11 protein-coding genes are annotated in these 12,897 nt (G+C 56.4%); 5 read left to right on the top strand and 6 right to left on the bottom strand.

The genetic code is table 11. The annotated features are described in order from the left end of the window. Nucleotides 1-110 precede the first annotated feature (110 nt). The 4 genes from cysG to tsgA all read right to left on the bottom strand — a co-directional run bounded on the left by cysG (nt 111) and on the right by tsgA (nt 5,930). Nucleotides 111-1,484, bottom strand: coding sequence for a siroheme synthase CysG (cysG, locus tag IMQ56_RS05670; protein ID WP_196063580.1), 1,374 nt, complete (start codon nt 1,482-1,484; stop codon nt 111-113). A gap of 134 nt (nt 1,485-1,618) precedes the next feature. Next, on the bottom strand, nt 1,619-1,945 hold the full coding sequence (gene nirD / locus IMQ56_RS05665; protein WP_015571429.1) for a nitrite reductase small subunit NirD: 327 nt from the start codon (nt 1,943-1,945) through the stop codon (nt 1,619-1,621). After that, nucleotides 1,942-4,485: a nitrite reductase large subunit NirB gene (gene nirB / locus IMQ56_RS05660; protein WP_017384160.1), complete on the bottom strand. Its 2,544-nt coding sequence runs from the start codon at nt 4,483-4,485 to the stop codon at nt 1,942-1,944. Before nirB ends, nirD begins: the two co-directional genes overlap by 4 nt. A 260-nt stretch (nt 4,486-4,745) precedes the next feature. Next, nucleotides 4,746-5,930: an MFS transporter TsgA gene (gene tsgA / locus IMQ56_RS05655; RefSeq protein ID WP_015571426.1), complete on the bottom strand. Its 1,185-nt coding sequence runs from the start codon at nt 5,928-5,930 to the stop codon at nt 4,746-4,748. Nucleotides 5,931-6,208: 278 nt separating this feature from the next. Between tsgA and ppiA the strand changes: the two genes are divergently transcribed. From ppiA to IMQ56_RS05635, 4 genes are all read left to right on the top strand, one after another. Continuing rightward, on the top strand, nt 6,209-6,781 hold the full coding sequence (ppiA, locus tag IMQ56_RS05650) for a peptidylprolyl isomerase A (RefSeq protein WP_003861649.1): 573 nt from the start codon (nt 6,209-6,211) through the stop codon (nt 6,779-6,781). A gap of 104 nt (nt 6,782-6,885) precedes the next feature. Next, nucleotides 6,886-7,470, top strand: a complete 585-nt coding sequence (locus IMQ56_RS05645; RefSeq protein WP_023295530.1) for a putative adenosine monophosphate-protein transferase Fic — start codon at nt 6,886-6,888, stop codon at nt 7,468-7,470. A gap of 30 nt (nt 7,471-7,500) precedes the next feature. Then, nucleotides 7,501-8,064, top strand: a complete 564-nt coding sequence (pabA, locus tag IMQ56_RS05640; RefSeq protein WP_017384162.1) for an aminodeoxychorismate synthase component 2 — start codon at nt 7,501-7,503, stop codon at nt 8,062-8,064. An 87-nt stretch (nt 8,065-8,151) separates the two neighbouring features. Then, the gene (locus IMQ56_RS05635) at nt 8,152-9,372 is read left to right on the top strand and encodes an aspartate aminotransferase family protein (protein WP_023304543.1); all 1,221 of its coding nucleotides are present in this window, start codon (nt 8,152-8,154) and stop codon (nt 9,370-9,372) included. Here IMQ56_RS05635 and IMQ56_RS05630 read toward each other — a convergent pair. Both IMQ56_RS05630 and crp read right to left on the bottom strand, forming a co-directional pair. Then, nucleotides 9,369-11,456 (bottom strand): YccS/YhfK family putative transporter, encoded by a 2,088-nt coding sequence (locus IMQ56_RS05630; RefSeq protein WP_196063602.1) that lies wholly within the window; start codon nt 11,454-11,456, stop codon nt 9,369-9,371. The two genes, IMQ56_RS05635 and IMQ56_RS05630, sit on opposite strands and share 4 nt — an antisense overlap. A 57-nt stretch (nt 11,457-11,513) precedes the next feature. Next, entirely contained in the window at nt 11,514-12,146 is a 633-nt protein-coding gene (gene crp / locus IMQ56_RS05625; protein ID WP_000242758.1) for a cAMP-activated global transcriptional regulator CRP, read from the bottom strand. 310 nt (nt 12,147-12,456) lie between these two features. On the opposite strand from crp, the gene IMQ56_RS05620 reads away from it, so the two are divergent. Then, the gene (locus tag IMQ56_RS05620; protein ID WP_015571423.1) at nt 12,457-12,861 is read left to right on the top strand and encodes an OsmC family protein; all 405 of its coding nucleotides are present in this window, start codon (nt 12,457-12,459) and stop codon (nt 12,859-12,861) included. Nucleotides 12,862-12,897: the final 36 nt, after the last annotated feature.

The following is a 12,897-nucleotide window of genomic DNA, read 5'->3' as shown; positions in this document are numbered from 1 at the left end:
TGTAACACGAGGGAATAAATGGAAAAGTTCCATTATGCGGGCGGTATGTTATCGACTGAGGTAAGAAGGGAGTAGTCCGCTTAAAGACTACTCCCGGGAGAGATTATGCGTTAGTGGCTGGAGAACCAGTTCAGTTTTTCGCGCAGGGCTACCACGCGACCCACCACGATCAGCGCCGGGCTTTCAACCTGCTGCGCCAGCTCGCCCAGCTGCGTCAGCACGCCATCGACCACGCGCTGCGTAATGGCGGTGCCGTTTTCCACCAGTGCGACCGGCATATCTGCTTCCATGCCGTGCTCCAGCAGTTTCGCCTGGATCGTGGCTGCCTGATTTAGCCCCATATAGAACACCAGCGTCTGCTTTTCAGCGGCCAGATTATGCCAGTCCAGTTCGCTGCCGGTTTTCAGGTGGCCCGTCACCAGGCGCACGCTCTGGGCATAGTCGCGATGGGTTAACGGAATGCCGGAATAGGCAGAACAGCCGGACGCCGCCGTAATGCCCGGCACCACGGAGAACGGAATACCCGCGTTGCACAGGGTTTCCAGCTCTTCGCCGCCGCGACCAAAGATAAATGGATCGCCCCCTTTCAGGCGCACCACGCGCTTACCTTTTTGCGCTTCCCGTAGCAGGATCTGGTTGATCTCCTCCTGCGGTACGCAGTGATAACCTGCCCGTTTGCCGACGAACACGCGGTCAGCATCGCGGCGCACCAGATTCATGATGTCATCAGAGACCAGACGGTCATACACCACGATGTCCGCCTGCTGGATCTGCTGGAGACCCTTCAGCGTCAGCAGGCCCGCATCGCCGGGACCTGCGCCCACCAGCACCACTTCACCGCGATGGTCCAGCGGCTCGCTCAGGAGCTGTTCGGTCGTCTCTTCAACGGCTTTGGTGTCCTGATTGGCAAGGGACTGCGCCAGCCTGTCGTTGACAAAGAACTTCTCCCAGAAGCGACGGCGTTCGCCCACGGTTGCGAAGGTTTGCTTCACGCGGGAGCGCAGCTCCCCGGCGTATCGGGCAATCTGACCAAGATGCTGCGGCAGCACGGCTTCCAGTTTTTCCCGCAGCAGACGGGCAAGAACGGGCGAGCGCCCGCCGGACGACACCGCAATCATCAGCGGTGAACGGTCGATAATCGACGGCATGATAAAGCTCGCCTCTTTCGGCGCATCCACAACGTTACAGAAGATGCGGCGCGCTTCGCAGGCGTCGCTGACGCGCTGGTTAACGTCATCGTTATCCGTTGCGGCGATGGTCAGCCAGCAGGTATCCAGCAGGGATTCATCAAATTCGCCCTGCACCTGGGTGAGCATCCCTTCCTGCGCCCAGACGTCAAACTGCGGGGCAAAGGTGAGGGCGTTGACGGTCAGCCGGGCACCCGCCTCTAACAGCAGGCGTGCCTTGCGTTCAGCCACATCGCCGCCGCCCACGAGCAGGCAGTCGCGGTTGCGTAATTGACAAAAAATCGGCAGGTGATCCACGACGTTACCTCACAGCATTCATGGCGGGGGAAGAATTGACGTCAGGATAACAGCAGGAATCGTACAGAACATACGGTTTTTCCTGCCGTTACCCATAAGGGGTCATAAGCCTTTCCTATTGAAAAGGCGAGAGGTTACGCTTTCAGCTGCACCTCGCCGTCCTTCACGCGGACGTCGTAGTGTTTGACCGAGAAGCTTTCATCTTCCATGCAGAGTCCGTCGGTTAAGCGGAAGCGCTGCTTTTTCAGCGGGCTGGCAACCCACAGCTCGCCCTGGTGCTCCGCAATTAGACCGCGGGAGAGCACGCTGGCCTCGAAGAACGGGTCGATATTGCTGATGGCATAGACCTGTTCATCGTGGCGAGGGCGGAAAATCGCCACCTGCTCGTTGCCCAGCAGGGCACAGACGCCGGTTGCTGGCAGAATGTCGTTAATATTGCAGATGTTAACCCACTGGCTCATGCGTTTTCCTCCACCAGCATCACCGGAATACGTTCATACGGGGTCGCTGGACGATGCTGTTCGCGCTCCGGCACCACCTGCACGTTCGGGTCGCGCTGGGTGCTGTTGATAAAGTGTTTGAAGCGCGTCTGCGCCGCTGGCGTGTTCACGGTTTCGGTCCACTCGCAGATCACCGCCTCGCGCAGGCGAGTCATCTCGGATTCCAGCTGTTCATTCAGACCCAGCTTGTCGTCGATAATGACCGATTTCAGGTAGTCGATGCCGCCTTCGAGATTATCCAGCCAGGACGCGGTACGGGTCAGCTTATCGGCGGTACGAATGTAGAACATCATGAAGCGGTCGAGGTATTTGATCAGCGTATCGCGATCGAGATCGGCGGCCAGCAGATCCGCGTGGCGAGGTTTCATCCCGCCGTTACCGCACACGTACAGGTTCCAGCCTTTCTCGGTGGCGATGATACCCACGTCTTTCCCCTGGGCTTCCGCACATTCACGGGTACATCCTGACACGCCGAACTTCATTTTGTGCGGCGTACGGATGCCTTTGTAGCGGTTTTCCAGCTCTACGCCGAAGCCCACGCTGTCGCCCACGCCGTAGCGGCACCAGGTGCTGCCGACGCAGGTTTTCGCCATGCGCAGCGCCTTGGCGTACGCGTGACCGGTTTCAAAGCCCGCTTCAATCAGCTGACGCCAGATTTCCGGCAGGTCGTCTTTCTGCGCACCGAACAGGCCGATACGCTGGGAGCCGGTGATTTTGGTGTACAGGTTAAACTCACGGGCGATACGGCCCACGGCGACCAGCCCTTCCGGGGTAATCTCCCCTCCGGCAGAACGCGGGATCACCGAGTAAGTCCCGTCTTTCTGAATATTGGCCAGGAAGTTATCGTTGGTGTCCTGAAGCGGAGTGTGTTCTGGTTTGAGCACATATTCGTTCCAGCATGACGCCAGCAGGGAACCGACGGTAGGCTTACATACTTCACAGCCATAGCCCTGGCCGTGTTTCTCCAGCAGTTCGTCGAAGGACTTAATGCCTTCCACGCGGATTAGGTGATACAGCTCCTGGCGAGAGTAAGCGAAGTGCTCGCACAGGTTGTTGTTCACTTCAATGCCCTGTTTTGCCAGCTCGGCGTTCAGCACCTGAGTGACCAGAGGAATACAGCCGCCGCAGCCGGTCCCGGCTTTGGTTTCCGCCTTCAGCGCCGCAACGGTGTGGCAGCCTTTGTTAATGGCGGAGATCAGCATGCCTTTGGTCACGTCGAAGCAGGAGCAAATCTGCGCGCTGTCCGGCAGTTTATCCACGCCGATGGACGGCTTACCGCTGGAGGCGTGCGCCGGGAGGATTAGCGCGTCCGGGTTCTCCGGCAGCTCAATGGCGTTCAGCACCAGCTGGAGCAGGTTACCGAAGTCGCTGGTATCACCCACCAGCACCGCCCCGAGCAGGGTTTTGTTGTCCTGGCTGACGATGAGACGTTTGTAGACTTCTTTGCTTTCGTCCAGATAAACATAGCTGCGGGAGTTCGGGGTGCGGCCATGCGCATCACCAATACCGCCCACGTCCACGCCCAGCAGTTTCAGCTTGGCGCTCATGTCTGCGCCGGTGAAGGCGTTTTCGCTGCCGAGGATATGGTCAACGGCGACCTGCGCCATTTTGTACCCTGGTGCAACCAGACCGTATACGCGGTTATTCCAGCTGGCGCATTCGCCGATGGCGTAGATATCCGGATCGGAGGTCTGGCAGGTATCGTTGATCATGATCCCGCCGCGCTGCGCAACGGCCAGACCGCACTGGGTGGCCAGCTTGTCGCGCGGGCGAATACCGGTGGAGAAGACGATGAAATCCACTTCCAGCTCGCTGCCGTCTGCAAAGCGCATGGTTTTACGCGCTTCGGTGCCTTCCTGCACGATCTCTTTGGTGTTCTTGCTGGTGTGAACCTTCACGCCCATGCTTTCGATTTTACGGCGTAGCTGGTCGCCACCCATATGGTCCAGCTGTTCTGCCATCAGCATCGGGGCAAATTCGATGACGTGGGTTTCAACGCCGAGGTTTTTCAGTGCGCCTGCCGCTTCCAGACCCAGCAGACCACCGCCGACAACCGCGCCGCGTTTGCTTCGACGTGCGCAGGATTCAATGGCGTTGAGGTCTTCAATGGTACGGTAAACGAAGCAATCCTGGGTTTCCGACCCTTTAATAGGCGGGATCCACGGATACGAGCCCGTCGCCATGATCAGCTTATCGTAAAAAACCGTACGTCCGGCGCTGGAGTGGATCACTTTCTCCTGACGGTTGATGGTGATAGCGCGTTCGCCCACCAGCACTTTTACGCCATGCTTCTCGTAGAACCCTTCACGCACCAGAGAGAGCTCTTCGGCGGTATGGTGAGAGAAGTAGGAAGACAAGTGCACACGGTCGTACGCCTTGCGGGGTTCTTCACAGAACACGGTAATATCGAACTGCTCAGCATCGGCTTTATCGAGAAGATCCTCAATAAAGCGGTGGCCGACCATGCCGTTACCGATGATAGCGAGTCTGACTTTGCTCATTTTTGCCTCGATTTCTTTTCTATTACTGCCTACCTTAACGATTCAGCAGGGGCACTTATTGATGCAAATCAAATACGCCTTCACCTACCCCTTAGTGGGTATATCTATGATTTGTCAGGATTTTTATAAGTGACGGATATTGTTTGATTTTTGTGCTTGCTTATTTTTTGCACAAATGTAGTGGTGTTTTTTACCCATTGGCGGGCAGGGCGGGTGAGCAGGGGAAAACCCCTTTGCAGTACGCAAAGGGGTTACGGCGATTAGTGGGTAGCTGTTGCCGGGTTGTGTTGACGGTGACGGGTCACAAAGCCCAGCACGAAGCACATGATGAACACCACGGCGTACAGACCGTTAGCGGTATGCAGCGCCGCCAGCGGGCCGCTGTGCGCAACAATCGGGCCCGTGACCACGAAGGTCAGCATGGTGCCGATGGTGCCGCAGGTCAGCACGAAGTTCACCAGCTTTGGCGAGGCCACTTTGGTCTGAAGAGAGCCAAGGGTGATGATCGAGGTATAAATCGCGCTGGAGAAGAAGCCCAGGGTCAGGATGAACCACGGCATATGCTCCGGGGAACCGTTGATGAACAGATACATCAGCACGGTTGCCAGACCCGCCAGAACGGTCAGGATCCGTTGCAGGTCGAAGAAGCGCAGGATAAAGCTAAACGCCCACATGCCGAACATGTAAGACATCCAGAAATCGCTCACCAGTTTACCCGCGTCGTTCAGGCTCATGCCCAGACCTTTCGCGTATTCAGGAACCCAGGAGATAAAGCCCAGCTGGCCGAGGATGTAACACAGCGCGGCGATGGAGAGGAACAGTACGCCGATACCCCATTTTTCTTTCGCAACCGGCTCGGACGTAGTCTGCGCTTTTTTGCCCAGCACCGGGAACTCGCAGCCGAAGGTGAGAACAAAGATCGCGACATAAACCAGACCAATGCAGGCGTACACCCAGTACCACTCAATGCTGCGCGCCAGAAGATACGCGGCGACCATCGGGAAAATCATCCCGGCCATGCTGAAGAAGGAGTCGGTGAACAGCAGACGCGCGCCGCGCTGGCGGCCTTCATACATGTGCGTAATCAGGAACGTACCGATCGACATGGTAATCCCGCTCACCAGGCCCAGCACGAACATGGCGGCAGAGAAGAGGGCGATGCTGTGGCTCAGCATCAGGCCCGCCACGGCGGCAACCATCAGCACGAAGCCGAAACGCAGCTGCGTTTTCAGCGGCACGATTTCCATCAGCCAGGCATTCAGGAAAATAGAGATCAGGATCCCCGCGTTCAGGAAGGTGAAGGTGTTACTCATGCTGGAAACGGGCAGCTGGAAGTAGTCTGCGATATTTCCCATCACCATCCCGGTGACGATCACCAACGCGCCGGTCAGGGCGTAAGAGAAGAAGCTGATCCATGTGAGCTTGATGCGATTGCTGTTAGTCATGTCTGGCCTGTTAAAAGTAAAGAAAAACGCAATGACTGCGTTTGAGCGGGCAGATTTTAGTCGCGAAAGTGATCTAATTAAATCTTTTCAGAAAATTTTGAGCACAATTGCAGGTTTTAACGTGATGCAGATCACATTACGTTGCGGGGTGAACAATCGTTTGCGCGGTAATAATTGTTTCAATTTGGTAAAATTAGGTAAAAGACTGGTCTGGGTTCATACTGCTCTTTAGAATCAAGCCATTCGCTTTTTATACTGCGCTTTGTTAAGGAATTCTCATGCTCAAATCAACACTGGCGGCTGTCGCAGCTGTGTTTGCTCTTTCTGCCGTTTCCCCTGCTGCGCTGGCAGCCAAAGGAGACCCCCACGTCCTGCTGACTACCTCTGCGGGGAATATTGAGCTGGAGCTGGATAGCCAGAAAGCCCCTGTTTCGGTGAAAAACTTCCTCGACTACGTGAACAGTGGTTTTTATAACAACACCACGTTCCACCGCGTGATCCCGGGCTTTATGATTCAGGGTGGCGGTTTTAACGAGCAGATGCAGCAGAAACAGCCTAACCCGCCCATCAAAAATGAAGCAGACAACGGCCTGCTGAACAAGCGCGGCACCATCTCCATGGCGCGTACGGCGGACAAAGACAGCGCCACCAGCCAGTTCTTCCTCAACGTGGCTGATAACGCCTTCCTGGACCACGGTCAGCGCGACTTTGGCTACGCGGTGTTCGGCAAAGTGGTGAAAGGCATGGACGTGGCGGATAAGATCTCTCAGGTTCAGACTCACGATGTCGGTCCATACCAGAATGTGCCGACTAAGCCTGTCGTCATTCTCTCCGCGAAAGTGCTGCCGTAACGTTCCCTCACACGGGCACATCTTGCCCGTGTCTTTCCGCCCTCCCTGCGAAAGCGCGTTTTGCTGCTTATACTTGTGGCAAACGGACTATTCAGGGAGGCGTAGTGAAAAAACTCACCGACAAGCAAAAATCCCGTCTCTGGGAGCAACAACGTAAGGTCAATTTTCAGGCCAGCTGCCTCCTTGAAAAAGGTAAGGGTCCCGCTGAACCCGATATCGAGACGCTGGAACTGGGGCCTTCCGCACCGGGTTTACCCCATCTGTGTCTTATTCACCGCCATTTATTCCGCAACGAAATGAAAGGCGCGGGCGAGCTGCGCACCGCCGATATTTCTAAGGGCGACATTCCTTTTTGCCATTTCGAGTACATCGAGAAAGTGGGTAATGAGCTGATGGCTTCGCTGGAAAGTGATAAATATCTGGTGGGCCTTCAGAAAGCAGAGTTTACAGACAGAATCAGTCATTACTACTGTGAAATCAACATGCTACATCCGTTTATGAGCGGTAATGGCGTGGCCCAGCGGATCTTCTTTGAACAACTGGCTATTCATGCGGGCTATGTGCTGAACTGGCAGGGGATCGACCCGAACGACTGGGCTGCCGCCAACCAGAGCGGGGCGATGGGGGATTTGACAGCCCTGAACGCCATCTTTGCCAAAGTTGTGAGCGAAGCGCGGGAATCTGCGTAAAATAGGGCGGCCATTTTTTCAGGAGCCGCCATGATTCTGCTGATTGATAACTACGATTCCTTTACCTGGAACCTTTACCAGTATTTTTGTGAGCTGGGGGCAGAGGTGGTTGTCCGCCGTAACGATGAGATCGCGCTGGCTGACATTGACGCGCTGGCACCCCAGAAAATCGTGATTTCGCCGGGGCCGTGTACCCCTTCGGAGTCTGGTATCTCGCTGGAGGCGATCCGCCATTATGCGGGCAAACTGCCGATTCTGGGCGTCTGCCTGGGTCATCAGGCCATTGCGCAGGTCTTTGGCGCCACCATTGTCCGTGCCGCGAAAGTCATGCACGGCAAAACCTCTCCGGTCACGCACACCGGTACCGGCGTATTTCTGGGGCTAAACAATCCGTTAACCGTGACGCGCTACCATTCTCTGATCATTGATCCGCCGACCCTGCCGGCCTGCTTTGAGGTCACCGCCTGGAGCGAGACGCAGGAGATCATGGGCATTCGTCACCGTGAGTACGATCTGGAAGGCGTGCAGTTCCACCCGGAAAGCATTCTCAGCGAACAGGGGCACGCGCTGCTGGCCAATTTCCTTAATCGCTGAATATCTGTTGCCTTGTTGTGATTTTTTATGCATATTTTGTGATTATATTTTCACAATCAATGTGACATAAAAATGGATGGTCATGACATGGCAACTGAACAACCAGCAATTACCCGCGCGACATTCGATGAAGTGATCCTGCCGATTTATGCACCGGCTGAGTTTATCCCGGTGAAAGGGAGAGGCAGCCGCGTCTGGGATCAGCAGGGCAACGAGTATGTTGATTTCGCAGGCGGTATTGCGGTGACGGCGCTGGGCCATTGCCATCCTGCGCTGGTGGACGCGCTGAAAACGCAGGGCGAAACGCTGTGGCACACGAGCAACGTGTTCACCAACGAACCGGCGCTGCGTCTGGGGCGTAAGATCATCGATGCCACCTTCGCCGAACGCGTGCTGTTTATGAACTCCGGCACCGAAGCCAACGAAACCGCCTTTAAGCTGGCGCGCTACTACGCAACCACGCGTCATAGCCCGTACAAAACCAAAATCATCGCCTTCCATAACGCCTTCCACGGACGCTCCTTCTTTACCGTTTCCGTTGGCGGCCAGCCGAAGTATTCCGACGGCTTTGGTCCGAAACCTGCGGATATCATCCACGTGCCGTTTAACGATCTCCACGCCGTTAAAGCGGTGATGGACGATCACACCTGTGCCGTGGTGGTCGAGCCCATTCAGGGGGAAGGCGGCGTCACGGCGGCCACCCCGGAATTTCTGCAAGGGCTGCGCGAGCTGTGCGACGAGCACCAGGCGCTGCTGGTGTTTGATGAAGTGCAGTGTGGGATGGGGCGTACCGGAGACCTGTTTGCTTATATGCACTACGGCGTAACGCCGGATATTCTGACCAGCGCGAAAGCGCTCGGCGGCGGTTTCCCGGTCAGTGCGGTGCTCACCACCCAGGATATCGCTTCCGCATTTCATGTGGGCTCACACGGCTCCACCTACGGCGGTAATCCGCTGGCGTGCGCCGTGGCGGGTGCGGCGTTCGACATCATTAATACGCCGGACGTCCTGAATGGCGTGAATGCGAAACGCGACCTGTTTGTGAAACATCTCCAGCAGATTGATGAACAGTTTGATGTCTTCAGCGACATCCGCGGCATGGGGCTGCTGATCGGCGCCGAACTGAAGCCGCAGTACAAAGGCCGCGCGCGCGATTTCCTGCACGCCGCCGCGCACGAAGGGGTGATGGTGCTCAATGCCGGGCCGGACGTGATGCGCTTTGCGCCATCGCTGGTGGTGGAAGACAAAGACATCGAAGACGGACTAACCCGTTTTGCCGCGGCGGTCGCGAAGATCGTCAGAGGCTAATACGCGGTTCGTTTTAACCGACGCGTTAACCAAATCCCGTGATGCGGGCGCTGACGCCATGCCACCGACGAAATAGTGTGCATGGTGTTCAGATGCCCCAGCACGCGCTGCAAATGCTGCTCCAGGGTGCTCATCGGCCCATGGGTCAGCGTCTCCGGCGCTTCCAGAATGTTCGAATCCCCTGACTCGCCCGGCGCGTCATACTCCAGACGCTGCTGACAGCGCTGCAACGCAATTTCACACGACTGCAAATAGCGCTGCGCCAGATCCGGCGTCAGCATCGTGTGCTCCCGCGCCAGCGTCGTCATGGCATTGATGTGCTCGACGATAAACTGGCTGTGCGTGACCCACAGCTTCATGTCAGCCAGATAGTGCGCGTTAAAGCCCGGCTCCTGCATGGCCTGGTTAAGGGAGTTGAACAGGGCGTTATGCGCCTGGTTGACCTTCATGCGCTCGTAGGCCAGCGGAGAGGGCTGCGGGTCATCGCTCAGAATAAGACGAATGGCCTGCTGATCGGCTTCGAGCGCGTCGTGGGCGTTCTGCCTGAGCAGCCCGCTTTGCCACTGTGGCCACAGCCAGACCATGCCGCCAAAGGCGATCAGGCAGCCAATCAGCGTATCGACCAGCCGGGCAATAATAAACTGTTCCCCGTTAAGCGTGAGCAGTTGCAGGGTATACACCGCCGTCACCGTAAAGCCCACCATCGCCCAGCCGTAGTTTTTGCGGATGATCAGGTAGCTCACCATCGTGATCGCCAGCATACCGGCCAGGGTATAGCCTTCCGGCACGTGAAAGTGCAGCGTCACGCCCGCGATAATCAGCCCCGCCATCGTACCGCCCGCCCGATGCAGAATGCGCACCCGCGTGGCGCCATAGCCGTTCTGGGTGACAAACAGCACGGTCATTAAGATCCAGTAGGGTTTCGGCAGGTGCAGGGCCATTCCCATCAGGCTGGCGATGCTCAGCATCACACTGATCCGCGCGGCATTGCGCAGGGCGGAAGATTTCAGTGAAAGATAACTTTTGAGCGCGGGCAGTAGCGGCAGCCGTTTTTGCTTATCGGCCATCAGGTCCCGGGCATAAAGCGGGCGCTGGGTGCGTAACACCCGGGCGATGCGGCTGAAATGCCAGGCAGCAAATTGCCCGACCGGGTTATCCGCGTGCTGACGCGCAATCTTTTCCAGCGCGCCGAGCTGTTTGTCCATGTTAAAGCGCGTCGGGTAGCGGTGATAGAGGATATCGTCAGCCAGCACCCGCAGGCGGGCCGCGACGGTCTGCGCGTTCCAGCGGATCACCGCTTCCGCATGGCTGCGCTCCACCAGCTTTTGCACCTCTTCCGGATTATGAAGGCTGACGGAGATATGCTCCTGCAAATCCAGCCCGACCTGGAAGGTTCGCAGCAGCCGCTTGTATTCATGATTTTTGTTGGCGGCAAGCATGTGCAACTGCTGATAGCACTGGCTGATCAGATCCACCACTTTTTGCTGGCGCGCCAGCAGCGGCGGCAGGGATTTTTCCGGGTCGGTATGTTGAGTGAGCAGGGTGTATTTTGCTTCGCAGTATTCAGCAAGCTGCACGTAGAGCAGGCTCAGGGATTCGCGCAGCGGCTGTTCCCGCCACAGCCAGAACCAGAACCAGTTAAACAGCCCGTACCACAGCGTGCCGAGGGCGTAGATCAGCAATGGCTCCCACACGGGCATATTCCCGGCCAGGCTCAGGGTGAAGATGGCCGCAATGAGTGACGCGGGAAGCAGACGGGCATGCAGCGAGCTGATTTCGGCGGTGACGCCGAGAGTCATCGCCAGCACGGTCAGTATCAGCGGCAGCGGAATGTCGCGGGCCAGTAAGAGCTGAACGGCAAGGCTACAGCCAGCAAACAGGCTGCCACCGATAATCAGGCGTTTGAAAAAGCGTTTATGCGGCGTATCCAGACCGGCAATGTTGCAGCAGGCGGGGACGAGGGAAAACAGCAGACCTTGCTGAAGGTGTCCGAGGATCAGGCCCACGGCCACGGGAAGACACAACACCAGCGTTTGTCGTAGTGCGTAGTTAACTTCCGGGTGATAGATCAGCCTGCGCCACATGAGGAGTAGAGACAAAAACGGCGTGCCACCCTGCGGCGGCACGCCGTTTGACCGAAATTAACGGGTTCCGTAGACCACGATGGTTTTACCGTGGGCAGAGATCAGGTTCTGGTCTTCCAGCATCTTCAGGATACGGCCCACTGTTTCACGGGAGCAGCCGACGATCTGACCGATTTCCTGGCGGGTAATTTTAATTTGCATACCGTCAGGGTGGGTCATGGCGTCTGGCTGTTTCGCCAGGTTCAACAGCGTCTGAGCGATACGACCGGTCACGTCCAGGAAGGCGAGGTTACCCACCTTCTCAGAGGTCACTTGCAGACGGCGTGCCATCTGGGAAGAAAGACGCATCAGGATGTCAGGGTTGACCTGAATCAGCTGACGGAATTTCTTGTAAGAAATTTCAGCCACTTCACATGCTGTTTTTGCACGAACCCAGGCGCTACGTTCCTGGCCTTCTTCAAACAGGCCCAGTTCACCGATAAAATCGCCCTGGTTCAGATAAGAAAGGATCATCTCTTTCCCTTCTTCATCTTTGATCAGCACGGCCACCGAGCCTTTAACGATGTAATACAACGTTTCCGCTTTTTCACCCTGGTGAATCAGCGTGCTCTTTGATGGGTACTTATGAATGTGGCAATGAGACAAGAACCATTCGAGAGTCGGGTCTGTTTGCGGTTTGCCAAGCACCATGCGCTGTTATCCTCTGTTATAAGCTGTCACCAGAGTCATAAGATGCATCCGGACTCTGGGGTTGCAATCGAATTCTTACCCATACCTGGGAAGTCGGCTGTCGTAACGTTTCGCAGCCAGTAAAGTTTGATGTCCTCTGCATACATGTGTAACGTCAATGTATTACTGTAGCATCCAGAGTGTTTTAGCATAGCTTTCGCCGCGTGTCTCCTGGTGTCTCGCTTCAGCATGACGCAGGTCGCCTTCCGTTGCGAGAAATGTAACGTACACGTAATCTGTCATAAAAAATGCAACGTTGGAGTGAGTGAATATGCAAGCGCGTGTGAAATGGGTTGAAGGGTTAACGTTCCTGGGCGAGTCTGCTTCCGGGCACCAGGTTTTGATGGATGGCAACTCCGGCGATAAAGCGCCAAGCCCGATGGAAATGGTGCTGATGGCGGCGGGCGGATGCAGCGCGATCGACGTGGTGTCGATCCTGCAAAAAGGCCGTCATGACGTGACCGATTGTGAAGTGAAGCTGACGTCGGAACGTCGTGAAGAGGCGCCCCGCCTGTTCACGCATATTAATCTGCACTTTATCGTCACCGGCAAAGAACTGAAGGATGCGGCGGTCTCGCGTGCGGTTGACCTGTCTGCGGAAAAATACTGCTCTGTGGCGTTAATGCTGGAGAAAGCGGTAAAAATCACCCATTCGTATGAAGTGATCGCGGCTTAATTTTTGGCGGGTGGCACTTCGCTGACCCGCCCTACA

It is taken from the genome of Enterobacter sp. Res13-Sevr-PEC09-46 (assembly GCF_015672585.1).
Lineage (GTDB): Bacteria > Pseudomonadota > Gammaproteobacteria > Enterobacterales > Enterobacteriaceae > Enterobacter > Enterobacter hormaechei_C.
The sequence above is the reverse complement of the archived record's forward strand: the minus strand, read 5'-3'. Positions and strand labels throughout refer to the sequence as shown.

Excerpts from the sequence above, each read along its gene's own strand:
- nirD (WP_015571429.1), bottom strand. The coding sequence starts at position 1,945 with ATGAGCCAGTGGGTTAACATCTGCAATATTAACGACATTCTGCCAGCA.
- nirB (WP_017384160.1), bottom strand. The coding sequence starts at position 4,485 with ATGAGCAAAGTCAGACTCGCTATCATCGGTAACGGCATGGTCGGCCAC.
- tsgA (WP_015571426.1), bottom strand. The coding sequence starts at position 5,930 with ATGACTAACAGCAATCGCATCAAGCTCACATGGATCAGCTTCTTCTCT.
- ppiA (WP_003861649.1), top strand. The coding sequence starts at position 6,209 with ATGCTCAAATCAACACTGGCGGCTGTCGCAGCTGTGTTTGCTCTTTCT.
- pabA (WP_017384162.1), top strand. The coding sequence starts at position 7,501 with ATGATTCTGCTGATTGATAACTACGATTCCTTTACCTGGAACCTTTAC.
- IMQ56_RS05635 (WP_023304543.1), top strand. The coding sequence starts at position 8,152 with ATGGCAACTGAACAACCAGCAATTACCCGCGCGACATTCGATGAAGTG.
- IMQ56_RS05630 (WP_196063602.1), bottom strand. The coding sequence starts at position 11,456 with ATGTGGCGCAGGCTGATCTATCACCCGGAAGTTAACTACGCACTACGA.
- crp (WP_000242758.1), bottom strand. The coding sequence starts at position 12,146 with ATGGTGCTTGGCAAACCGCAAACAGACCCGACTCTCGAATGGTTCTTG.
- IMQ56_RS05620 (WP_015571423.1), top strand. The coding sequence starts at position 12,457 with ATGCAAGCGCGTGTGAAATGGGTTGAAGGGTTAACGTTCCTGGGCGAG.